Source organism: Chryseobacterium sp. JM1, assembly GCF_000737715.1.
Classification (GTDB): domain Bacteria; phylum Bacteroidota; class Bacteroidia; order Flavobacteriales; family Weeksellaceae; genus Chryseobacterium.
Map to the genome: position 1 here is coordinate 72,378 of NZ_JPRN01000007.1, position 21,950 is coordinate 94,327.

Here is a 21,950-nt window from a genome sequence, read left to right on the forward strand (position 1 = left end):
AAATTTATAGTCGATAGTGAACCATTCACTATCAGCTTCCGCAAGCGATACATTCCTCCGGATTGTCCAGCGAGCAGGAAATATCTGCCTGTTTCTCTTCTGCCGATTGCACGCTTTCTACAGTAAATTTGATAGCGTCTGCCGCCGCTTTGGTACGCAGGTAGTACATTCCTGTTTTCAGACCGCTTTTCCAGGCGTGAAAGTGCATTGAGGTGAGCTTCGCCATATTCGGTTCCGCCATAAACAGGTTCAGTGACTGTGACTGGCAGATAAACGCACCCCGGTCTGCTGCCATATCCACAATGGTTTTCTGCTTGATCTCCCATACCGTTTTGTATAGCTCTTTTAAATCATCCGGAATTTCGGCGATGTTCTGTACCGAACCATTTTCGGCTATCAGCTTGTTTTTCATTGCAGGACTCCACAGCCCAAGTCCTGTAAGGTCATTAAGCAGATGTTTGTTCACCACGACAAATTCACCTGAAAGTACACGCCTGTTGTACACGTTGCTGGTATAGGGTTCAAAGCATTCGTTGTTGCCCAATATCTGCGAGGTAGAAGCCGTTGGCATTGGGGCAAGCAACAACGAATTGCGTACGCCAAATTCCATTACTTCTCTCCGCAATCTGTTCCAGTCCCAACGTTCCGAAGCTGTTACGTTCCAAAGGTCAAATTGGAATTTGCCTTCGGACAAAGGCGAACCTTTGAAGCTCTCGTAAGCACCTTGCTCTTTTGCCAATTCCATAGAGGCTTCCATTGCGGCAAAGTATATGGTTTCAAAAATGTCGATATTCAATTGCTTGGCTTCTTCACTTTCAAATGGCAACCGCAACAGGATAAATACATCTGCCAATCCTTGTACACCCAAACCTATCGGACGGTGTTTGAAATTGGAGTTTTCGGTTTCGGGTACGGGATAGTAATTGCCGTCTATGACTTTATTCAGATTTCGGGTAACGATTTTAGTTACCTCATACAGTTTCTGAAAGTCAAAACCATTTTCGGAAACATAGCGAGACAATGCCAGCGATGCGAGGTTGCACACGGCTACCTCATCTGCATTGGTGTACTCCATTATTTCCGTACACAGGTTGGAACTGCGGATGACACCGATATTCTTCTGGTTGGATTTTTCATTGACGGCATCTTTATAGCACATATAGGGCGTACCTGTTTCAATCTGGGCTTCCAAGATGGCATTCCAAAGTTCACGGGCTTTTACCTGTTTTCGGTATTTCCCTTCAGCTTCATAATGCTCATAAAGTTCTTCAAAGGCATTGCCGTACACATCGTATAATCCGGGCGTTTCATTGGGGTCGAACAAAGACCAGTCGGCATTGGCTTCAACACGCTTCATAAAGAGGTCGGGTATCCACAGTGCAGGAAACAGATCCCTTGCCCGCATTTCTTCCTTGCCGTGGTTTTTGCGGAGGTCGAGAAAGTCAAAAATATCGGCGTGCCACGGTTCCAGATAGACCGCAATCGCTCCTTTGCGTTTGCCGCCGCCCTGATCCACGTACCGTGCCGTATCGTTAAACACACGGAGCATCGGGATAATGCCGTTGGAAATACCACCCGTTCCTTTGATATAGCTGCCTGTTGCCCTTACATTGTGAATGCTCAGACCGATGCCTCCGGCAGACTGTGAAATCAGAGCACAACGTTTCAAAGTATCAAAAATTCCTGCAATGCTGTCCTCGGTCATACTCAAAAGGAAACAGGAAGACATCTGCGGTTTGGGTGTGCCAGCATTGAACAACGTGGGCGTGGCGTGGATAAACCATTTCTCGCTCATCAGGTTGTAGGTTTCTATGGCAGCTTTGATATCCTCTTTGTGAATGCCGATGGCTACACGCATAAAAAGATGCTGCGGGCGTTCGGTTACTTTGCCATTGGTTCGGATAAGGTAGGAACGTTCGAGTGTCTTAAATCCGAAGTAATCAAAATTGTAATCCCGGTCGTAAATGATGCTGCTGTCGATCTCATCGGCATTTTTGCGAATGATGTCGTACACTTCTTTTGATAACAGCGGTGCGTGGCTATCCGTTATCGGATCTTTGTATTCATACAGCAGTTTAACCGTTTTAGAAAATGACTTTAAAGTATTTTTATGCAGGTTACTCACGGCAATACGGGCAGCAAGAACTGCAAAATCGGGGTGTACCGTGGTATAGGCAGCCGCAGTTTCGGCGGCAAGATTGTCCAGCTCGGTAGTGGTTACATTATCATAAATGCCCTGGATAACCTTTTTGGCTATCTCGATAACATCTTTTTCTGTTACAGAAAGCCCGTACACCAATTTATGTACCCTTGCCGTTATCTTGTCGAAATGTACGGCTTCCTGTTTTCCGTTTCTTTTTATTACATACATTGAGTTGCGTTGAATTATGTTGTTACCTAAATTTCATTTTATAGTGCGTGTTTACCTTGCCTTTGAGTACCTGTTTTAATTTGGCTTCCATCAGCTTTTTACTCAAAGGCTTTACACGGTCTATATAAAGTATGCCCTGCGTATGGTCGTATTCGTGCAGGATGACACGGGCGGTCATTCCGTTGAATGTTTTTCTGACGGTTTCAAAATCCTGATTTTGATATTGCAGTTCCACCGACCACGAGCGGATTACTTTTCCAGAAAGAAAGGGCAGGCTCAAACAGCCTTCGGTTTCTTCCCATTTGTTTTCAGAAAGACGAATGATTTCGGCATTGATAAAAACTTCCCTTATGCCGGTATCGCCTTCTGTAAAAATTGCTTTGCGTTCGGCTTCATCCATATTATCATACAAAACCTTGCTGTCTGCTACGAAGAGTTGGAGTGATTTTCCGATTTGCGGTGCAGCCAATCCGCATCCCTGGGCTTGCTCCATTGTTTCCCACATATCGGCAATAAGCTGATGGAAGTCAGGAAAGTCTTTCCCGACTTTCTCTGCCTCGGTTTTCAATACCGTATTTCCATATCCGTAAACCGCTAATTTCATTTTTATATATACTGTTAAAAATCCTCATCCAGTGAAAAGCTGTTATTTTCTTTTGCTCCCTGTGCTACGCCTGTCTTCTGATATTCACCCACACGGCGTTCAAAGAAGTTGGTTTTGCCCTGCAAGGAAATGAGTTCCATAAAGTCGAACGGATTGGTCGCATTCCAAACTTTTTTACAGCCCAATGCAACAAGCAATCTGTCCGCTACAAATTCGATGTACTGGCACATCAGCTCTGCGTTCATACCGATCAATCGAACGGGCAAGGCATCGGTCACAAACTCTTTCTCAATGGCTACCGCATCTACGATGATTTCCCTTACGGTTGCTTCCGGCAATTTGTTTTGCATATGATTGGTATAGAGCAGACAGGCAAAATCACAATGCAATCCTTCGTCACGGCTGATAAGCTCATTGGAAAAGGTCAACCCCGGCATCAATCCCCGCTTTTTCAGCCAGAAAATGGAGCAGAAGCTACCTGAAAAGAAAATGCCCTCCACCGCAGCAAAAGCGATCAATCGCTCGGCAAAGTTTTCGCTCTCAATCCATCGTAAAGCCCAATCTGCCTTTTTTCCTACGCAGGGTATAGTTTCAATAGCGTGTAACAGGTAATCTTTTTCCTTTGGGTCTTTTACATAGGTGTCAATCAATAATGAGTACATCTCTGAATGGATGTTCTCTATCATAATCTGGAAGCCGTAAAAGCAGCGTGCTTCTGGATATTGTACTTCCTGTATGAAATTGACCGCAAGGTTTTCATTCACAATACCGTCACTTGCTGCAAAAAATGCGAGCACGTGCGATATAAAATAGCGTTCGTCTTTGTTCAGCTTGTTTTGCCAATCATTCATATCCGGCGACAAATCCACCTCTTCGGCAGTCCAAAAGCTGGCTTCAGCTTTTTTGTAAAACTGCCAGATGTCATCGTGCTGAATGGGAAAGATTACAAAACGGTCTTTGTTATCTTGTAATAGTGGTTCAATCATTCCTGCTCATTCTTCTGACAAATTCATACAACAGACGTACAGGTACAGCAGTAGCCCCGCTTTGTCTGTAACCTTTAGCTTCTTTGACAAATGCTGCTCCTGCAATGTCCAGATGTACCCACGGATAATCCGTAAAATGTTCAAGGAAAATAGATGATGTACTTACTCCGCCAATCGGACCGCCAAGATTGCTCATATCGGCAATCGAAGATTTTAATAAGTCTTTGTATTCTTTCCAAAGAGGCAATTGTAGTAGGCGTTCGTAAACCTGTTCGCCGACTTCTCTTAGTTCATCTATTTTCTCCTGATTGTTTCCCAATACGGCTATGCCGAACGAACCCGTAATGGCAGCCGAAGCTCCTGTTAAAGTTGCCATATCAATGACCAGTTCCGGCTCAAATCTTTTGGCATAGGTCAAAGCATCTGCCAAGACCAAACGCCCTTCGGCATCGGTATTCTGCACCTCAACTGTTGTACCGTCCATCATCGTAATCACATCATCTACCACCAAAGCATTGGCTGAAATTTTATTGTCTGTGGCAGGCACAAGACCAATTACGTGATAAGGCAGTTTGTTTCCGGCAATAGCAGCCACTGTTCCTAAAACGGCTGCTCCACCTGCCATATCGCATTTCATTGTAAGCATATTGCCACTGATTTTTAGCGAATAACCACCTGTATCGAACATCACGCCTTTGCCCACCAATACCAATGGCTTTTCATTAAAGGCATTTTCGGGCTTGTAATGGAAAATATTGAACGTAGGTGGTGTTTCCGAACCTTTGTTGACTGCCAACAAACCACCCATTTTCAGCTCCTGTATCTTTTCTTTGTGCAGGATTTCTGTTTCAAAACCGAACTGTTTTCCTACATCGGTGGCTACCTCGGAAAACCGCAGGGCATCCATATAGTTGACAGGTTCGTTCACTAAGGTTTTTGTCAGCGAAACGGCTTCTGCAAGCATTTTCAGTTCTTCAATCTTGACTTCGGGAAATGAACGCCTGCGGATATAAACCGCTATCGGTTGTACTTTCTTCTTTGCTTTGTATTTGTCAAAATCGTAGCTACTCAAAAGCATTCCTTCCAGAAAAGCATATCGCTGGTCTTCTGTAAGCTCATCCAATCCCCGCAGCCTTGCTGTCTGGCTTTGTTGCTTATTTAGGGAAGCATACACAGAGGCTCCCGCCAAGCGTAATGCTTCTTTTTCTCTGTCTGGTGCTACGGCGATAAAGTTTCGTTGTTCTCCAAGTGTGGTAATGACAGTCGTTTTGTTTTCAGAGAATGCCTTGTCTATATTTTGTGCTAATGAGCTTTGAAATTCAAATCGGTCTGCCTGCTCTTTGGTTACAATAAGTACAATGTTATCAGCCTCGTCGGGGACATCTTCTTTTTTTGCGTAGGGTATAAAGTTTATATATAAGTAATTATCCTGCATTTTGTTCTTTCAATTTTGCCGTTACCGTTTGTTGTCCGGGTGTCCAACCACAACCTGTCAATTCTTCTGTCTGCAAGGCATCCAATACACGGATTACTTCGCTTACATTTCTGCCTACATTCATCGGATATGCACTTACCCATTGGATAATTCCTTTTGGATCTATAATGAAAGTAGCACGGTAGGCTACCTTTTCGTTGCAGTCCAAAATGCCCATTTCTTCAGCTAATGATTTGGAAGTGTCTGCCAGCATTGGAATGGTAAGGTTTGCCAAGCCAGGGTGATTTTGTCGCCATCCTAAATGGACAAATTCGGTGTCGGTGGATGCACCTATTACTACTGCATTACGTTCTGCAAATGCTGCGTTGCTGTTGTCGAACTCGATGATCTCGGTTGGACAAACGAATGTAAAATCCTTTGGCCACCAGAACAGCACGGTCCATTTTCCCTGCTGTGATGCGTGCCCTTGGTTAATATCCGTAATTTCAATTCCGTTATCGGTGGTCACTACGGCTTTCTTTACAAAATCAGGTAGCTTATCGCCAATGGATAGTATCCCTTTCTGTACCAATTGCATCTGCTGATTGTTCATTAATTTCTTTACTGAATTGCACATAATCTTTAATCTATTTTTATTAAATTGTTTTCTACTAATTGTTCTTTAAGCGTTCTGAATAGCTGCTCCTGCTTTACTTTTCCGGAGTTGGTTTTTTCTGCAAACCGTACGTAACTGAGGGTGGCTCTTTTCAGTTCCGATTGTATCTCATCCATATTCAGTTCTTTATTACCTGCCAGATGCAAGAGGTAATAGACCGTCCGTTTGAGCATATTTTCAGCTTCTTCAAGCTTTCCCAATTCCTCATAGGTGTTTGCGAGGTTATTGCAGGAAATGATGTACACCTGTATGAACGGGATTTTCAAACGGATGCAATCCGGAATATGATTATTCAGTACTTCTGCCCTGTACAGAGCATCTTTGTAACCGGATAGTGCTTTTTCAAAATCTCCTTTATTAAAAAGTTCATTGTTGGCGACGGTTAACGCTTGCCAATATCGTTCTATGTGGCTCATACAGGTATCACTCATTTATTTTAAATTTTGATTGGCAAAATCCCAGTTTACGATTTCCCAAAATCCTTCTACGAACTTTGGACGGGCATTTCGGTAGTCTATATAATAGGCGTGCTCCCAAACATCCAGCGTAAGGATTGGTTTTTTGTTTTCGGTCAGTGGCGTGTGTGCATCTTTCATCGGCACTATTTCCAGTATGCCCTGTTCATTCTGAGCAAGCCAAGCCCACCCGCAGCCGAATAGCTTCACGGCTGTTTCAGAAAATGTGTTTTTAAACGTTTCAAAACTGCCAAAATCACGAGTTATAAACTCTGCAATTTTCCCATCGGGTGCTTTTCCGCCATTCGGAGAAAGGCAGTGCCAGAAAAAACTGTGGTTCCAGTGCTGGGCAGCGTTGTTAAATAACGGGGCGTTGTTTTCCGCAAACCCTTTTTGGATAATTTCCTCAATGGATGCACTTTCCAATGGGGTGTCCTTTACCAAGCCTGAAAGGTTATTGACATAGGTAGCGTGGTGCTTGCCGTAATGGTAATCAAACGTTTCCTCCGTAATAATCGGGTTAAGTGCGTTTTTGTCGTACGGAAGTTCCGGTAATGCTTGTGTAATTCTCATCTCTTATTGTTCTTTAGTTTTAAAATTTTTATTGCCCGCTTTAATTGACTGACGTGGCTCAATTCCTCGGTAGCTTTCTTCATATTGTTCTGCATAAGGTTACTATCTCTGATATGTCTTTCAAGATACCTTTGGTTCTCTTCTAATAATTTTATCACGTAGTCCATAGTCTGAATTTCTATAAATTAGATTAGCAAAAATAATAAGTTAGAATGACCTAACAAAATAATTAGACAAATTGTTTTTAGACATTAGAAATATACAAAAGCAAAAAGCCGAAGTTTTTATAGCTTCGGCTTACACTTTTGTAGTTTCATTTAGTATGTATATTGTTAGTTAATCCTTTTGCACCAAATGCTGTAAATCGGGGTCATTTTTAATCCGCTCCAATTCACTTTCAACGATGTTCAGAATATCAGTTTTTATATTGCGGTAGTTACTTTCAATTTCTTGCTTCATTTTGTTCTCGCCTTGCTCATTTACAAAGGATAAAATTTCCGGAATATTTTGGTAGGCTTTGGTTTCTGCGGCTACTTTCTCATTATCCACTACGATTTCAGCGTGGAAAATCTTTTGATCAATGCGTTCATCGAAGTTATCCGATACAGATCCAACAAACATACCCTGTGTAAGTGTTGAAATTTTGGAAGCCGGGATAAGACTGTCTAATTGTGTGGATATGGAGGTTGATTTATCATTACGATTGATGGTCATACTTTGGCGTTTCTGCAACACTTTTCCAAAACGTTCCGATAAGCTTTTGGCAGTTTCGCCTACAACCTGTCCACTGAAAATATTGCCTACAGTGTTCTGAATAACCTTGCTTTCCTTATCGCCGTAATCACGCGTTAATTGCGAAAAGTCCTGAAAGCCCAAGCAAACCGCCACCTTATTACTTCTCGCAGTTGCGATGAGATTATCCAGCCCCCTAAAATAAATTGTGGGCAGCTCATCGATGATTACCGAGCTTTTCAATTGCCCTTTTTTATTGATGAGCTTTACAATTCGGGAATTGTACAAACCCAAAGCTGCGGAGTAGATATTTTGGCGGTCTGGATTGTTACCTACACATAATATCTTTGGTTCTTTTGGGTTGTTGATGTCCAATGAAAAATCATCGCCTGTCATAACCCAATACAACTGAGGGCTAATCATTCTTGATAATGGAATTTTAGCCGATGCAATCTGCCCCTGTAATTGGTCTTGTGCTCCGCCTTGCCACGCATCCATAAAGGGTGACAAATAATTTTCTAAATCAGGATAGGACGTTAATATAGTGAAGACATCCGAGTACTTTTTATTCAATAATTCAATAGCGTGTGGGAATGTACAATACTTGCCGTTTTCGTAGATTTTCAGATACCAAATAATGGCGGCTAACAGGATAATCGGACTTTCTACGAAAAAATCCCCCTGCTTCTGTATCCACGACCTGTTAAGGTTCAACATTATCGTATAAGCCGCTTCATAAGCATCGGATATGTCCGTCATAAAGTCGGGATTAAGTGGATTACAACGGTGGCTCTTGCGTGGGTCGTCAAAGTTTATAACATAGAATTTCGGCTGTACCTTATACTTATCCCTGTTCTTCAGTAGGTGATTGTAAGCAATCGTTGAAAGGTCGTCAAACTTAAAATCGTATATATACATACTGAAACCTTTCTCAATCTGCTGCTTAATGTAGTTGTTCACGATAGCATACGATTTACCGGAACCAGGAGTACCCAATACGATTGATGCCCTGAAAGGATTTACAATATTTATCCACCCGTTGTTCCATTTGCCTTTGTAGTAAAATTTGGTGGGCAGGTTAACGGAATATTCATTTTCCATCAGCTTTGTTTCCTGTTGAAAGCTCTCGTTCTCGTTGTTGAAAACATCGTCCATTAAGTTGGTACGAAGCAAGCGGCTCATCCATACGCCCGCCATCAGCAAAGCAATATAACCTAACGAGATAGTAAGGATATACAGAAATGTGCCTATTACCGGAGATAGCTTTAACAACGGCGTGTTCAGAAAGAACAGCACAAAACCAACGCCCAAAGCCACGTAGATTTTAGCCCAGGTTATCTTCTCATTCTTTACGCCTTTCGTTCCCAAACAACTCAAAGCAAGCAAAACCAAAGCGAACGCCTTGGTATAAAGGGTATGTGAAAACAAGCCCGCCGTCCGGTCGAAATTGCCTAATATCTTGTTGATTATTTCCAACGTCCAACCACGTTCTAAAAAGAACCCGTAGCAGAACCAATAAAGGTGCATCAGCACCAAAAGAATACTGACTGCCCGCATAAAAGCCATTATTTTGGCTAAACCTCTTAAATCGTCTTCTCCCTGCATTCTTTTTTAGTTTTAATGTTCGGGCGTGAATTTAAAGGCTCTACACAGCGGCTATAAGAATGTGGCAGTCAATGGCGGTGCGTGGCAGTGTTTGGCGAAGTGATAAGAGTTGTAGCTTCTATGATCCTTTTGTATCGTAACATTTATGAAGCATCCAAATAAAAAATACTTTTAGTTGCTCTTCTGTTTTCTGTCCGTCAGCAACATTTTTTGTCCTGCTGAATTGGTGGACAAGGAACACTTCCGTAACTACAATAAACACAACAGTCTCCTTGTTTTGGTTTAAGAACTTGTTTGCATTTTTCACATTCGTAGAAATATTGGCAAGCGTCTGTCGGCATTGTTTCTTCTTTCTTGTGTCCGCAGTTGGGGCAAGTAATTGTTGATTGCAATATGATTTCCATTTGGTTTTATTTTTTGTCGGTTACAGAATATCCTGTTGAGTTAATTGCTTTTTCGACCTCAGAAATATTCGTTTTTGAGTTGTCAAATTCCACGATTGCGTTTCCTTTTTCGTATGAGGCGTTTGAACTTATTATTCCTGTCAATTTATTTACTTCGTGATTTACGTGTTCGCCACAACTTGCACAAGTCATTCCGCTAATCGTAAATTCTACTTTTTGAATATTGGATTTGTCCACCGCTATAATTTGCTTTTCTGTCTTTGGGTAGAAAATGCTTGAGTAGTATGGAAAGGCAAGCATTACGATTGCAAATGCTGTTACAATTCCTAAAAACATTTTTGACTGAATGAATTTTGGTTTTTCTTCTGTCTCACAATTGCAATCTATCTGCTTTTTGGGTTTCAACTTTTGATACCAAGCAAAACCAAGAACCAAAATTGTCAACCCGATAAAATAGGGTCGAAAAGGTTCAAGCCAAGAAAAAGTGGAAGCAAGACCGCTTGTTCCTGCAATAAGAGCCAATACTGGTGTGATGCAACAAAGAGAAGCTGCAATTGTAGTCAAAAGTCCTGCACCAATTAATTTTTTGTCAGTTTTCATATTGTTTCTAATATTTTGTTTTCGTCAAGTATTTTGAAAAATGGTTTCAGCATTTTTTCATACTCTTTAGTCAGTGAGTGAAAAATAGTTTGAGCTTCTCGTTCGGTTTCAATAAGTTTTCTGTCTTTGAGTTTCCGCAAGTGTTGTGAAACCGCTGAAATTGTCATACCAAGAATATCACTTATATCACAAACACAAAGTCGTTTTTCTTCATAAAGTAGAAAGAGTATTTTCAGTCTTACATTGTTTCCCGCTAATTCAAGTCCGTTCGATAAATAGTCAAAAGAACCGTTGAGTTCTGAAACTCGGTCTTTACAGCGGTTTATTTGTTTAATGTCTGCTTGTTGTCGTATGCAAGAATTATTGTCCATAGCACAAAGATAGTCAATTTGTTTATTTAAGCAATTACTTAAATACAACTCAAATTCTTTCAGAATTATAAAGTGACAGCTCAATAAATCTTTTTAAAAACAGATTTTTAATTCCAAAATCTGACCTCTTACAGTCTTCTTTTTTTTTTCTTCTTCATTTTGTTAGCAAAATCCTGTTCCTCGTAATCATCGCCCTGTGCTTCGGGTAACAAACCGCCAAATGCCTCAATCAAACCGTCTTCGTTTTTTTCAGTAGTATTCAGGAAGTCGAACAAATGATGAGGTTCTTCCGCAGGAAGATCTGCATCATTTGATGTGGATGTTTTTGGAAGTTGTACGACAGGTTCTTTAATCTCCGGTTTGATATTATTGTTCCAATAATCATTAAAGGTATTGGCAGAAAGTTCCTTTGCTAAGCGTGAACCGTTCCAAACCGCCTTTGAATTGTGGTCTATGAAAGTGATACCATAAATACGACCTGTATCGTTCCGGCGGACCACTACATTAATGCCCTGTTCACTCAACTGCTTTTTAAAAGCCTGCTCATCATTTGTGGATTTCAGAGCAATAGAAATTGCAGCTTTTAGGGTCTGCTTACTTGGGTGGTCTTTTAAATCCTCTTTGCATTTTGCAAAATGCAGTTCCAAAGCCGGAAGCCCTGCATTTTTACCAAACAACGAAGCCTTGAACGGATGCCCGGCTCTTTCGCCTTTCTCGTTTAAAGGAATATATAATAAGCCTTGCCGCATTTTTCCCTGCAATTCGCCCTCCACTTTTTCGGTGGTAACATTAAACAGGGAAAGCAAGGCATTGTATTCGCCCAAAGTCTGAAACTTATAATAATTCGGTAGGTGGCGGACAACCGAAGCGATTTGGCTTTTCACATCGCCTGCCCGATAATCTACCGGACGGAAAATCTTGTCGTTCTGCTTGTGTTCTTTATCGGTTGCGGGTATCAAGCCGTGTTGTCTTTCCAGTTCACGGCACACATTCATAGACCGCATTTTCTCGAATTTGTCCGAAATCTTTTTGCCCTGCTCGTCCACGCAAACCGATACAATGTGTATATGGCTGCGGTCGATATCGGTATGTTTGAATACCACAAAAGGCTGTTCGCCGTAGCCCATTTCCCGCATATATTCTTCCGCCATTTGCCGAAACCTGTCATCGCTAACCTTATCTTTCGGGTCGGGATTGAGCGAAATATGCAACGTATGCTTTTCCGTATTGCGGTTGGCAATCAGGTAAGGTGCAAAAGATTGTGCTAATTGTGCAACAGTATATGCTCCAGTTGGCGTTTCGATTATCTTATTTGCGAACAGAATTTTCCCGTTTTCATTCTCTACTTTGAGCTGATTGTACGCCAATGCACCGTATAAATTCCCGCTTCTGCCAATCTTTGCTATCATCTGTACTGCTATTTTTTCAGGTTCTTTGCTTCAAATTCTTCGGTTATCTGAATGATTTTTTGGCATAGCATCGCCATTTCAGCCGTTTGTTTTTCCAATTTGTAAAGGAACGCTGCGGCTTTTTTCTCCGAAAAATTCTTGTACAACAGCTTTACAATCTGGTTATAGTTTACACCTATGGAGCGAAACTGGCTGTGAAAAGAAGTCAGTCGCATATAAAAATCAACTGTTCCTTTGTCAATTTTAACCGATTTCATTTCCTTACTAAACAGCAGGGAAATAATAAACTTTGCTTTATTGGGCATTCCCGATGCTTCAAAAAGCGATAAAAGTTTGGCGTTTTCTTCGTCTGTAAGGCGGAAAACGTGGCGATGGATGCTTGGGTCGGTCTTAGCTCTCCGTCCGCCCTTATTCTGTTTTTTGTTATTGTTCTCGTTCATCACTAATCCATTTTTAAATCCACACAAAACGCTGACTTCGGAAGACGTTTTTTAAGCTCCCAGCAGGGCAAGTTGTTTTGAGGCACTAACTCGGTTTCGAGTGCCTCAAAACACAACTTGCCGTGTTCTGTTGAACACAAAAATCCGCCCTGCGGGACGGATTGGATGTAACAGGGAAAAACGGATAGAAGCCGTTCCCGTTACCCTCCATTTTGTCAAAAGACTTTTGCATAAATCCGTTAATAAAAATCATTTTACAAAGTAAAGCCCTGTTTACGAAAGCATTGTACTGTATAGCAGTACCAAACACTGCCTTTGAACGCCAAACACTGCCACAGCTCAATCAGCGGTTAAATCAATCGCTTTATTTGCCGTAGAATTTTAGTGCAGGTAGTAAAAAATGTATCTAAACAAAGAAGAAAATCAGGTTTGCAAACAGATAGTTTGGAATAAAAGCATAAGGTTTTAAAAGCATAAAACAATAAAAGTGTAAAAGCATAAAAGCGGTAAAGCAATTTACCTGTTGCAAGTTTTTCCACTTGCCAAAGAATGTACCTAACAAGGCAAAAATGAAAGCAAATACCTGTGCAGGAAAGCACCCAAAAGGGAATGCAGGAATATATGAACGAGGTAATAATCAGATAAACCAATATTCAATCCTACAAAACAGATAAAGTGTGTAACAATAAATTTTTAAATAATGGAAACAACAAAGAAAACTTTAAAAATCAGCTTCTCCACCCAAAAGGGCGGTGTGGGAAAATCCACGATGACCACCTTGCTGGCAAGTGTGCTTCATTACCGTTTAGGTTTTAATGTACTGGTGATGGACTGCGACTTTCCACAACACAGCCTGACAAATATGCGTGAAAGGGATAAGAGAACCATAATGCAGAACGACTACCATAAAAAGGCAGCAATGAAGCAGTTTCAAACCATCAACAAAAAAGCGTACCCGATTATTAAATGCAAGGCTGAAACGGCTTTGGATAAAGCATCGGAATATACAAGCCAGTCGGCGGTTGAACCGGATGTGGTTTTCTTCGATCTGCCCGGAACAGCCAATACCAAAGGCGTACTGACTACCTTGAAAAAAATGGACTTTATCTTTTCGCCCATTACTGCCGATCGTTTGGTAGTGGAAAGTACATTGGGCTTTACCAAGGCCTTTCTCGGACTTCCCCAAACGGACGAGGGAAATCCCGAACAAGAGATGTGGCTATTTTGGAACCAAGTGGACGGGAGGGAAAGAACAGGATTGTACGCGGCATACCAAAATGTCATCAATGCACTGAATCTGCCCATAATGGAAACAAGGATAATGGACAGCAAACGTTTCCGAAAGGAAACAGACGACACAGGCAGTTATGTGTTCCGATCAAGTTTGCTGCCTGCTGAACCACAGTTGATGAAAGCAACGAAAATGGATTTGTTTGTCGAGGAATTTTTAAAAATCACTCATCTATAAAAACAGTAAAGTATGGCTTCAAATAACAAAAACAACGATTTTGAAAAGCCCAATGTTGATGAGGAATACCTTATGAACATCATAAGCGGCGATGAGCTTGTAGCTCCACCGAGCAATAACAAAAAGCAGGATGTACCAAAGGAAACCAAGCCAAGGGAAAAAGCCCGTAACAGTTCATCAAAAAAAGTGGACTATGAGGAAACGTTTTTGGTCAATCGGTTTCCATCGGGGCGTAACGGCAAGGTCGTTTACATACGCCCTGAATACCACGAAAGATTGCTCCGCATCGTTCAACTGACAAGGGAAGAAAGAACAACGCTCTACTCTTACATTGACAACATTCTCGAACATCATTTCAGGGAGTACCGTGAAGATATTACCGATTATTTCAACGAACATTTTAAACCTATTCTATAAGCTATGGAAATAGTAATTGTGATATGCCTACTCATAGTCATTGTCCTGCTATTGCAGGATAAAATTGTAATTCATAAAAGGTCGAAACAAGACCCTCCGCATAAAAAAGTCAACCCGAACTTACCCGATATTATGGGACAGCCCAAACCTGTAGAACGCCTTTCCCTGCCAAACACTGCCACTGAACGCCAAATTCAGGAAAACGAAATAAACCCTGCTAATTTAGACATTGAGTACGACGAAAATGAAAACGTAAGTGTTCAAATTCCGCAGGAAGAGCTGGACGAAGTTTTCAGAAATATGCCTGATTTGGATGAAGAGGAAGAAGAATGGAACAGGTACGGAATATCCGGTGGTGATAACGGTTTTGCCCAAGGGGTTACCTTTGAAGAACTAAGCTCCGTGGGGGTGTTGCTCCAAAAAGAAGAATTGGAACCAGCCCAAAAGGAAACAGCGATAGCGATAGTTCAAAAAATACAGGGAACTGAGTTATTCAACCTATTGGAAAATTCCATGGAAGATGCTTCCCGAAAAATAGCCGAGCTTTTGGATAGCACCCTTTCATCTGAAACGGAAGCCGGTTCTTCCACTTTGCGGAAAAGTGATTTGAGTGATTTTGACATTGGGGAGTTTGTGTAAAAAAATAGAAGATTTTAAATGAGCCTGAAATTTAGTTTTTCAGGCTCAATTTTTTCTCACTCATTTCGCCAACTTCAATATTCTGTATGCCCCCCTTGCCACAACTAAGAATACAATAGCTCCGATAATCAAATCGGGATAGCTTGAATTGAGCCAATGAACCAAAAGCCCTGCAACGATAACACCCGAATTGATAATAACATCGTTTGATGTAAAAATCATAGTTGCCTGTATGTGGGCTTCTTTGCTTTTGTTCTTTTGCAACAGGTAAAGACAAAATATATTTGCCATTAGTGCCAAAACAGAAACGATAATCATAGTTTGAAAATCGGGCATTTTTTCAAAGCCTAAAAAACGCCTGATAACTTCAACAAAACCAATAACAGCCAATAGGATTTGAAAGTACCCTGCAAATTTGGCGATGTTGTTTTTCCTTGCTATTGTTCCACCCACAGCGAATAAAGCCAAAGCATAAACGATACTGTCCGCAAGCATATCCAAACTATCAGCTACCAAACCCATTGAATTGGAAAAAATGCCAAACACCATTTCCAATCCAAAGAAAACGAAATTAATAATCAGTACAGTCCAAAGTAGTTTCCGTTGGTTATTATTTGTATCTGTTTCAAAAATTGCATTGCTTTCTTCAGTTGAAATCAATGTAGTATTCAGGTTTAGTGTTCCCAAAGCCGTTAAAATCGGGTCGGGATTTCCATTGTGATAAACGTTCAGCTTTCTGTTTGGAATATCAAACTCTAATGATTTTACCGTATCAAAGTTTTGCAGTTTCATACGGATTAACTGCTCCTCACTTGGGCAATCCATTTTTGTAATATTGAATATTGTTTTGTTCATCTTTTAAAGTTTAAATTTTATTCCTCCGTTAATTACAAATCCGTCCAATGGTGCATAAATATCTTTAAAAACAGGGTTGGTTATAGTACCTGTATAAATGTTATCAAAACGTGTCTGTCTTGTATCAAGGAAGTTTTCAAAGTTGATATATAAAGAAAATCTTTCCCAAATCTTTTCAGCCATAAAGCCACATGTCCAATAATCGTTTCCTATTGTTCCGTCATTGAGCTTTTGCGGACTGAAATAATAGGCTTCTAAACCAATCTTCCATTTATCCTCAATTTCATACATCAGTACAGAGTTAATACGGTGTTTTGGGGTTAATGGATTTTCGGTAGTTGTTCCGTTTTCAATCAATCGGGTATCGGTAAAGGTGTAGCCCAGAAACAGTTTCAAATCATCATATCCTATTTTTACGTTGGTTTCTGTTCCTTTAGTATGTATGTAGCCCGATGAATTGATGAACTGATAAAGATTAGCAGATGGATTTTGAAGCAACAAAGGATTATCCAGATAAGTATAAAAAAACAATTGGTTTATGCTGAATGTCCAATCATCGCCTATATTAGTACGGTAGTTGATGTCTGCATTTGCTCCGTAGCTCCTTTCTAATTTATTGGTTTTATCGTTAATAGGCATTACGTTTTGATATTGTATGCGTTCGCTTTCTTCGGTAAAAATGGTTGGTGTTTTGTAGCCAAATCCGCCCCCGACACGTGAAGTCAATCCATTTGCAATCTTAAACAATGCCGATACTCTTGGCAAAAAAACAGCTCCATAATCAATCACATAATCCGTCCTTAAACCTGCTTCCAATTGAAGCCAATCGGTAGCCTTAAAAGAATTTTGAACGAAAGCCCCGAATGTGGTATGAGTATAATCCCTCAACGGAAATGCAGTAATCTGTTTTTCTTTAAAATTATCAGTCCAAATATTAACGCCTGTTACCCATTCCGATTTTTCTTTGCTGTGCGTATAGCTTGCTTCCGTAAAAGTAGCGGTCTGCGTTCCCTCAAATTCGTAATTCGGAATAGCCGTATTGCGGTTAAAATAACTTACGCTGTTTTTGAATTGTACAAAACTGTTTTCGTTTACAGTATGGTCAAAAACAAATTGAGTGGAATAACGCTGTGTTTTGTTTTCTTCAAAATATTGATGGGTGTTATCTCCTTTGCCTTTGATGTAGAGCATATCGCCACCCAAACGGTTTTCAATGGTGGTATTGATACCAAAGTTCATTTTTGTTTTATCATTGAAGTAAACAAATAATTTAGGGTTCAGTACATACCTTTCAAATTGGGGAATGGCAGAAAGCCCGATTTGTGCAGGGTCGTAAGCTCCGTTGCGATTGTGCGAAGCAAATATTGTCGTTCCGATTTTCTTAAACTTCTGTCCGTAAAAACCGTTGATGTCTAAACCTCTGCCCGATGTTCCGTTTAAATGAAAGCGTAAATCCCTTTCTTCCGTTGGTGTTTTGGAAATCAGATTGACCAGACCTGCTATTGCTCCACCACCATACAGCGTGGAAGTTGAACCTTTGATAACTTCCACCTGCTTTAAGTCAAGGGGTGGGATTTGCAACAAACCTAACCCACTTGAAGCACCCGAATAAATCGGGAAACCGTCTTTTAAGATTTGCGTATATCGTCCGTCAAGCCCTTGAATACGAATACTTGCGTTGGCACTTGTGGGCGATGTGGTTTGTACATGAATACCTGTACTCTCACTCAAAAGCATACGAATATCCCCTGCTTTCATATTGCCTTTTTCGTCCAATTCTTCACCTCCGATAAATTCAATTCTTGTAGGGATATTTTGGATAGTTCTTGTACTTCTTGTTGATGAAATAACGATTTCTTCCAAATCTTCCGATTGTTCAGAAAGTAGGATTTCAATCGGGGTTGTATCTTTTAACGGAAAATTAAAGCTGTCGGTACGTTGGGCAAAACCAACATAACTAAATTGAATTTCCTGCAAACCGTTTGGAATACCTGTTAATATGATTTGTCCGTTTTCATCTGAAGTTGTTGCGATTGTAGTTCCCGTAACCTGTGCGGTTACGCCCATTAAAAGCTCTTTTTTTTCACTGTCTTTAATTACAGCTTTGAACGTATTTTGTGCATATACACAAAGGTTTAGTGCCATAAAAAATGACACAATAAGTATTTTTTTCATTGTAAAAATGATGCTTAATATGAATAAATGGATTATAGCGGTGCTAAGCACCGCAGGAAATAAACTGTGCTGAAAGCACTAGATATTAAACAAGCTGTGGGGGATGCCAAACGGAAAAGGGAAAATCAGAAACAGGCGGTGTTGGCATTGTTCCTAATTTTCTTTGCGGTTCTTTTACTGAATGTGTAACCGAAAAATGAAAAGTAATTAAAACAAATCCCGTACAGGTATTACAGCTAAAAAATGGCGAACAACAACCCTTATTGCAATCTTGGTCTTCCTGTCCGTTTTGTCCTTGCTCGGTTGTATGCTCCTGCATACATTTATCCTCAATAAAAGTCGGTACTGCTGATAACAGCAATACATAAACGGCTAATATTAAAGATATAAATTTCATTTTGCGAAGATAGTAAATAAACATTGTCCAATAAATATATATCCTCTTTTTTTCATCTCTATAACGCCACCCACCGCCAAACAATTCCACTGACTGCCACTTTCTTATAACGCTCTAATTTCTGAAACACCTTTGTCCCGAAAGCCCGCAAGGTGCGGGATAACAATAACAAATTAATGTGTTTCAGTTATGGAAAAACAGAGAAAAAAAGTTTTGCTGGCAGCCGTGGCTATGCTGTCAGGAATTGGTGCTTTCGCACAGGGAAACGGTACAGCAGGTATCAACGAGGCTACCCAAATGGTAACGTCTTATTTCGACCCCGCAACCCAATTAATCTACGCCATAGGTGCAGTAGTCGGGTTAATCGGAGGCGTTAAGGTGTACAACAAATTCAGTTCGGGCGACCCCGATACATCCAAAACTGCGGCAAGCTGGTTTGGTGCGTGTATCTTTTTAATCGTGGCAGCTACCATCCTGCGTTCATTCTTTCTTTAATCCTCTAGTTTATGAACAATTACAACATAAACAAAGGCATAGGAAGAACGGTGGAATTTAAGGGTCTGAAAGCACAATACCTGTTCATTTTCGCAGGTGGGCTGCTCGGCACGCTCATCTTCGTGATGATACTGTATATGGCAGGAATAAACTCTTACATCTGCCTGTTTCTCGGTGCTGGTGGTGCTTCGCTGATTGTATGGCAGACCTTTTCACTGAACAGGAAATATGGCGAGCACGGGCTAATGAAAATCGGGGCAGGAAAAAGACATCCCCGATACATCATTTGTCGCAAGCCTGTACACCGCTATTTAAAATTCACTCCTAAATCGAATGCCCTATGAGAAACGTTGCAAAGACAACAACGCTGGAAAACAAATTTCCTTTGTTGGCAGTAGAAAACAACTGCATCCTTTCCAAAGATGCGGACATTACCGCCTGCTTTGAGGTTCGTTTGCCGGAACTGTTTACGGTAGCATCGGCGGAATACGAAGCTATTCACTCCGCCTGGCATAAGGCTATCAAGACCTTGCCGGATTTTACGGTCATCCACAAACAGGATTGGTACATCAAAGAAAGCTATGCTCCCGATTTGGCAAAGGAAGACCAAAGTTTTTTGGCTAAATCCTACCAACGCCATTTTAATGAGCGACCATTTCTGAACCATTATTGTTACCTGTTCCTGACCAAGACCACTAAGGAAAGAATGCGTATGCAAAGCAACTTCAGTTCGCTTTGCAAAGGTACGCTCATACCAAAGGAAATCAGGAACAAGGAAACGATACACCGCTTTATGGAAGCCGTGGCACAGTTTGAGCGTATCGTGAACGATAGCGGTTTCATAACCCTGCAACGCCTTACCGAAGATGAAATCATCGGAACGGACGAAAAGCAGGGATTGTTGGAACAGTACCTAACCCTGTCAAGGGAAAGCGGAACACCGATGCAGGACATCGCACTCGGAACGGAAGAAGTCCGTATCGGAAACAAAAGGTTGAGCCTGCACACCTTGTCCGATACAGACGATTTGCCCGGAACGGTATCGGCTGATACCCGTTTTGAAAAGCTATCCACCGACCGGAGCGACTGCCGTTTGTCGTTCGCTGCTCCTGTGGGATTACTCCTTAGCTGTAACCATATCTACAACCAATATTTGTTTTTGGATAACAGCGAAGACAACCTGCAAAAGTTTGAAAAGTCTGCAAGGAATATGCACTCTTTGGCAAGGTATAGCAGGGCAAACCAAATCAACAAAGAGTGGATAGAAAAATACCTGAACGAAGCACATTCGTTCGGTCTTTCTTCCATAAGGGCACACTTCAACATTATGGCGTGGTCGGAAGACCCTGCGGAGCTGAAACAGTTAAAGAACGATTGCGGTAGTGCATTGGCATTGATGGAGTGTAAGCCTCGCCACAACACTACGGACGTAGCCACTTTGTTTTGGGCTGGAATGCCGGGCAATGCAGGCGATTTTCCGAGCGAGGAAAGTTTTTACACATTCATTGAGCCTGCTTTGTGCTTCTTCACGGAAGAAACCAACTACCACAATTCGCCCTCTCCGTTCGGTATCAAAATGGCTGACCGCCTGACCGGAAAGCCTATCCATTTGGATATATCGGATTTGCCAATGAAGCGTGGGATTATCACGAACCGCAACAAATTCATTTTGGGGCCATCGGGTTCGGGAAAATCGTTCTTCACAAATCATATGGTAAGGCAATACTACGAACAGGGTGCTCACGTCCTGTTGGTGGATACAGGGAATAGTTATCAGGGCTTATGCGAACTCATCAAAGGAAAGACCAAAGGCGAAGACGGCGTGTATTTTACATACACCGAAGACAATCCCATTGCCTTTAACCCTTTCTATACCGATGATGGCGTGTTCGACATTGAGAAGCGTGAAAGTGTCAAGACTTTAATACTGACACTCTGGAAACGTGATGATGAACCGCCAACCCGTTCTGAAGAGGTTGCTCTTTCCAATGCCGTAAGCGGCTATATCGAACGTATCAAAACGGACGATGTTTACCCATCATTTAACGGTTTCTATGAGTATGTACGGGGCGATTACCGCAAGGTACTCGAAGAAAAACAGGTAAGGGAAAAAGACTTTGACATAGCAAATTTTTTAAACGTTCTCGAACCCTACTATAAAGGTGGAGAGTACGATTATCTGTTGAACTCCGATAAGCAGTTAGACCTGCTTTCCAAACGCTTTATCGTGTTTGAAATTGATGCGATTAAAGACCACAAAATCCTCTTTCCCATAGTCACAATTATCATTATGGAAGTTTTTATCAACAAGATGCGGAGGCTGAAAGGTATCCGAAAACTCATCCTGATTGAAGAAGCGTGGAAAGCGATTGCCAAAGAAGGAATGGCGGAGTATATAAAATATTTATTTAAAACCGTCCGCAAATTCTTCGGAGAGGCGATTGTCGTTACGCAAGAGGTAGATGATATTATCCAGTCGCCCATTGTAAAAGAAAGTATCATCAACAATTCCGACTGTAAAATCCTCTTAGACCAGCGTAAGTATATGAATAAATTCGATGACATACAGGCAATGTTGGGGCTTACAGATAAGGAAAAAGGTCAGGTACTTTCTATCAATATGAACAACGATGCAAGCCGACTGTACAAAGAGGTTTGGATTGGCTTAGGTGGTACGAACTCGGCAGTCTATGCCACCGAAGTTAGTTTGGAGGAATACCTCGCATACACGACAGAAGAAACCGAAAAAATGGAGGTAATGCAATTAGCTTCCGAATTGGACGGTAACGTAGAACTCGCCATTAAGCATATCGCAATGCAAAGGCGTGACAAAGCAAATCAATAGTCATTAACATTTTAAAATT

At 41.2% G+C, this 21,950-nt stretch carries 22 protein-coding genes; 6 read left to right on the plus strand and 16 right to left on the minus strand.

Annotated features, from left to right (window positions below; genetic code table 11):
* Positions 1–31: 31 nt before the first annotated feature.
* From IW22_RS13385 to mobA, 13 genes are all read right to left on the minus strand, one after another.
* Positions 32–2,371 carry a ribonucleoside-diphosphate reductase subunit alpha gene (locus IW22_RS13385; RefSeq protein ID WP_034727174.1) on the minus strand — a complete coding sequence of 780 codons (2,340 nt, stop codon included), beginning with the start codon at positions 2,369–2,371 and terminating at the stop codon, positions 32–34.
* Between the two features lie 22 nt (positions 2,372–2,393).
* Positions 2,394–2,975: a peptide deformylase gene (gene def / locus IW22_RS13390; protein ID WP_034727175.1), complete on the minus strand. Its 582-nt coding sequence runs from the start codon at positions 2,973–2,975 to the stop codon at positions 2,394–2,396.
* A gap of 14 nt (positions 2,976–2,989) precedes the next feature.
* Positions 2,990–3,961 carry a ribonucleoside-diphosphate reductase small subunit gene (locus tag IW22_RS13395; protein WP_034727177.1) on the minus strand — a complete coding sequence of 324 codons (972 nt, stop codon included), beginning with the start codon at positions 3,959–3,961 and terminating at the stop codon, positions 2,990–2,992.
* Entirely contained in the window at positions 3,954–5,396 is a 1,443-nt protein-coding gene (locus IW22_RS13400) for a leucyl aminopeptidase family protein (protein ID WP_034727178.1), read from the minus strand. The genes IW22_RS13395 and IW22_RS13400 overlap by 8 nt, the downstream gene beginning before the upstream one ends.
* Positions 5,386–6,012, minus strand: a complete 627-nt coding sequence (locus IW22_RS13405) for a peroxiredoxin (protein ID WP_051891231.1) — start codon at positions 6,010–6,012, stop codon at positions 5,386–5,388. Before IW22_RS13405 ends, IW22_RS13400 begins: the two co-directional genes overlap by 11 nt.
* Before the next feature lie 5 nt (positions 6,013–6,017).
* The gene (locus tag IW22_RS13410; RefSeq protein ID WP_034727180.1) at positions 6,018–6,482 is read right to left on the minus strand and encodes a tetratricopeptide repeat protein; all 465 of its coding nucleotides are present in this window, start codon (positions 6,480–6,482) and stop codon (positions 6,018–6,020) included.
* Entirely contained in the window at positions 6,483–7,079 is a 597-nt protein-coding gene (locus IW22_RS13415) for a superoxide dismutase (RefSeq protein WP_034727182.1), read from the minus strand.
* A gap of 336 nt (positions 7,080–7,415) precedes the next feature.
* Positions 7,416–9,416, minus strand: coding sequence for a conjugal transfer protein MobC (gene mobC, locus IW22_RS13420; RefSeq protein ID WP_034727185.1), 2,001 nt, complete (start codon positions 9,414–9,416; stop codon positions 7,416–7,418).
* 197 nt (positions 9,417–9,613) lie between these two features.
* Positions 9,614–9,820, minus strand: coding sequence for a GDCCVxC domain-containing (seleno)protein (locus tag IW22_RS24645; RefSeq protein WP_002996045.1), 207 nt, complete (start codon positions 9,818–9,820; stop codon positions 9,614–9,616).
* 6 nt (positions 9,821–9,826) lie between these two features.
* Positions 9,827–10,420 (minus strand): mercuric transport protein MerTP, encoded by a 594-nt coding sequence (gene merTP / locus IW22_RS13430; RefSeq protein WP_002978464.1) that lies wholly within the window; start codon positions 10,418–10,420, stop codon positions 9,827–9,829.
* Positions 10,417–10,791, minus strand: coding sequence for an ArsR/SmtB family transcription factor (locus IW22_RS13435; protein WP_002978466.1), 375 nt, complete (start codon positions 10,789–10,791; stop codon positions 10,417–10,419). The genes merTP and IW22_RS13435 overlap by 4 nt, the downstream gene beginning before the upstream one ends.
* Positions 10,792–10,919: 128 nt before the next feature.
* Entirely contained in the window at positions 10,920–12,200 is a 1,281-nt protein-coding gene (gene mobB / locus IW22_RS13440) for a conjugal transfer protein MobB (protein ID WP_034727188.1), read from the minus strand.
* Between the two features lie 8 nt (positions 12,201–12,208).
* Entirely contained in the window at positions 12,209–12,640 is a 432-nt protein-coding gene (mobA, locus tag IW22_RS13445) for a conjugal transfer protein MobA (RefSeq protein ID WP_034727191.1), read from the minus strand.
* A 700-nt stretch (positions 12,641–13,340) separates the two neighbouring features.
* On the opposite strand from mobA, the gene IW22_RS13450 reads away from it, so the two are divergent.
* The 3 genes from IW22_RS13450 to IW22_RS13460 are packed head-to-tail and all read left to right on the plus strand — an operon-like array spanning position 13,341 to position 15,164.
* Entirely contained in the window at positions 13,341–14,108 is a 768-nt protein-coding gene (locus tag IW22_RS13450) for a ParA family protein (protein WP_034727193.1), read from the plus strand.
* A gap of 12 nt (positions 14,109–14,120) precedes the next feature.
* Complete coding sequence (locus IW22_RS13455) at positions 14,121–14,525, plus strand: DUF3408 domain-containing protein (protein WP_034727195.1); 405 nt, start codon at positions 14,121–14,123, stop codon at positions 14,523–14,525.
* A gap of 3 nt (positions 14,526–14,528) precedes the next feature.
* Positions 14,529–15,164, plus strand: a complete 636-nt coding sequence (locus IW22_RS13460; protein WP_034727198.1) for a hypothetical protein — start codon at positions 14,529–14,531, stop codon at positions 15,162–15,164.
* Positions 15,165–15,224: 60 nt separating this feature from the next.
* Here the strand turns inward: IW22_RS13460 and IW22_RS13465 are convergent, their stop codons facing one another.
* The 3 genes from IW22_RS13465 to IW22_RS13475 form a co-directional block, all read right to left on the minus strand.
* A complete protein-coding gene (locus tag IW22_RS13465; RefSeq protein ID WP_026706462.1) occupies positions 15,225–16,019 on the minus strand; it encodes a cation transporter in 795 nt (264 codons plus the stop codon).
* Between the two features lie 3 nt (positions 16,020–16,022).
* The gene (locus tag IW22_RS13470) at positions 16,023–18,194 is read right to left on the minus strand and encodes a TonB-dependent receptor (protein ID WP_026706463.1); all 2,172 of its coding nucleotides are present in this window, start codon (positions 18,192–18,194) and stop codon (positions 16,023–16,025) included.
* A gap of 85 nt (positions 18,195–18,279) precedes the next feature.
* On the minus strand, positions 18,280–18,681 hold the full coding sequence (locus IW22_RS13475; RefSeq protein ID WP_228384046.1) for a hypothetical protein: 402 nt from the start codon (positions 18,679–18,681) through the stop codon (positions 18,280–18,282).
* Positions 18,682–18,780: 99 nt separating this feature from the next.
* On the opposite strand from IW22_RS13475, the gene IW22_RS13480 reads away from it, so the two are divergent.
* Genes IW22_RS13480 through IW22_RS13490 form a run of 3 tightly spaced genes read left to right on the plus strand, consistent with a single transcriptional unit; the run spans position 18,781 to position 21,931 of the window.
* Positions 18,781–19,086, plus strand: a complete 306-nt coding sequence (locus IW22_RS13480) for a DUF4134 domain-containing protein (RefSeq protein WP_026706465.1) — start codon at positions 18,781–18,783, stop codon at positions 19,084–19,086.
* 11 nt (positions 19,087–19,097) lie between these two features.
* Positions 19,098–19,430: a DUF4133 domain-containing protein gene (locus tag IW22_RS13485; RefSeq protein WP_034727204.1), complete on the plus strand. Its 333-nt coding sequence runs from the start codon at positions 19,098–19,100 to the stop codon at positions 19,428–19,430.
* Positions 19,427–21,931 carry a TraG family conjugative transposon ATPase gene (locus tag IW22_RS13490; protein WP_034727207.1) on the plus strand — a complete coding sequence of 835 codons (2,505 nt, stop codon included), beginning with the start codon at positions 19,427–19,429 and terminating at the stop codon, positions 21,929–21,931. The genes IW22_RS13485 and IW22_RS13490 overlap by 4 nt, the downstream gene beginning before the upstream one ends.
* Positions 21,932–21,950: the final 19 nt, after the last annotated feature.

What these genes read in the sequence shown, in the direction of transcription:
- IW22_RS13385 (WP_034727174.1), bottom strand. Translation starts at nt 2,371, where the DNA reads ATGTATGTAATAAAAAGAAACGGAAAACAGGAAGCCGTACATTTCGAC.
- def (WP_034727175.1), bottom strand. Translation starts at nt 2,975, where the DNA reads ATGAAATTAGCGGTTTACGGATATGGAAATACGGTATTGAAAACCGAG.
- IW22_RS13395 (WP_034727177.1), bottom strand. Translation starts at nt 3,961, where the DNA reads ATGATTGAACCACTATTACAAGATAACAAAGACCGTTTTGTAATCTTT.
- IW22_RS13400 (WP_034727178.1), bottom strand. Translation starts at nt 5,396, where the DNA reads ATGCAGGATAATTACTTATATATAAACTTTATACCCTACGCAAAAAAA.
- IW22_RS13405 (WP_051891231.1), bottom strand. Translation starts at nt 6,012, where the DNA reads ATGTGCAATTCAGTAAAGAAATTAATGAACAATCAGCAGATGCAATTG.
- IW22_RS13410 (WP_034727180.1), bottom strand. Translation starts at nt 6,482, where the DNA reads ATGAGTGATACCTGTATGAGCCACATAGAACGATATTGGCAAGCGTTA.
- IW22_RS13415 (WP_034727182.1), bottom strand. Translation starts at nt 7,079, where the DNA reads ATGAGAATTACACAAGCATTACCGGAACTTCCGTACGACAAAAACGCA.
- mobC (WP_034727185.1), bottom strand. Translation starts at nt 9,416, where the DNA reads ATGCAGGGAGAAGACGATTTAAGAGGTTTAGCCAAAATAATGGCTTTT.
- IW22_RS24645 (WP_002996045.1), bottom strand. Translation starts at nt 9,820, where the DNA reads ATGGAAATCATATTGCAATCAACAATTACTTGCCCCAACTGCGGACAC.
- merTP (WP_002978464.1), bottom strand. Translation starts at nt 10,420, where the DNA reads ATGAAAACTGACAAAAAATTAATTGGTGCAGGACTTTTGACTACAATT.
- IW22_RS13435 (WP_002978466.1), bottom strand. Translation starts at nt 10,791, where the DNA reads ATGGACAATAATTCTTGCATACGACAACAAGCAGACATTAAACAAATA.
- mobB (WP_034727188.1), bottom strand. Translation starts at nt 12,200, where the DNA reads ATGATAGCAAAGATTGGCAGAAGCGGGAATTTATACGGTGCATTGGCG.
- mobA (WP_034727191.1), bottom strand. Translation starts at nt 12,640, where the DNA reads ATGAACGAGAACAATAACAAAAAACAGAATAAGGGCGGACGGAGAGCT.
- IW22_RS13450 (WP_034727193.1), top strand. Translation starts at nt 13,341, where the DNA reads ATGGAAACAACAAAGAAAACTTTAAAAATCAGCTTCTCCACCCAAAAG.
- IW22_RS13455 (WP_034727195.1), top strand. Translation starts at nt 14,121, where the DNA reads ATGGCTTCAAATAACAAAAACAACGATTTTGAAAAGCCCAATGTTGAT.
- IW22_RS13460 (WP_034727198.1), top strand. Translation starts at nt 14,529, where the DNA reads ATGGAAATAGTAATTGTGATATGCCTACTCATAGTCATTGTCCTGCTA.
- IW22_RS13465 (WP_026706462.1), bottom strand. Translation starts at nt 16,019, where the DNA reads ATGAACAAAACAATATTCAATATTACAAAAATGGATTGCCCAAGTGAG.
- IW22_RS13470 (WP_026706463.1), bottom strand. Translation starts at nt 18,194, where the DNA reads ATGAAAAAAATACTTATTGTGTCATTTTTTATGGCACTAAACCTTTGT.
- IW22_RS13480 (WP_026706465.1), top strand. Translation starts at nt 18,781, where the DNA reads ATGGAAAAACAGAGAAAAAAAGTTTTGCTGGCAGCCGTGGCTATGCTG.
- IW22_RS13485 (WP_034727204.1), top strand. Translation starts at nt 19,098, where the DNA reads ATGAACAATTACAACATAAACAAAGGCATAGGAAGAACGGTGGAATTT.
- IW22_RS13490 (WP_034727207.1), top strand. Translation starts at nt 19,427, where the DNA reads ATGAGAAACGTTGCAAAGACAACAACGCTGGAAAACAAATTTCCTTTG.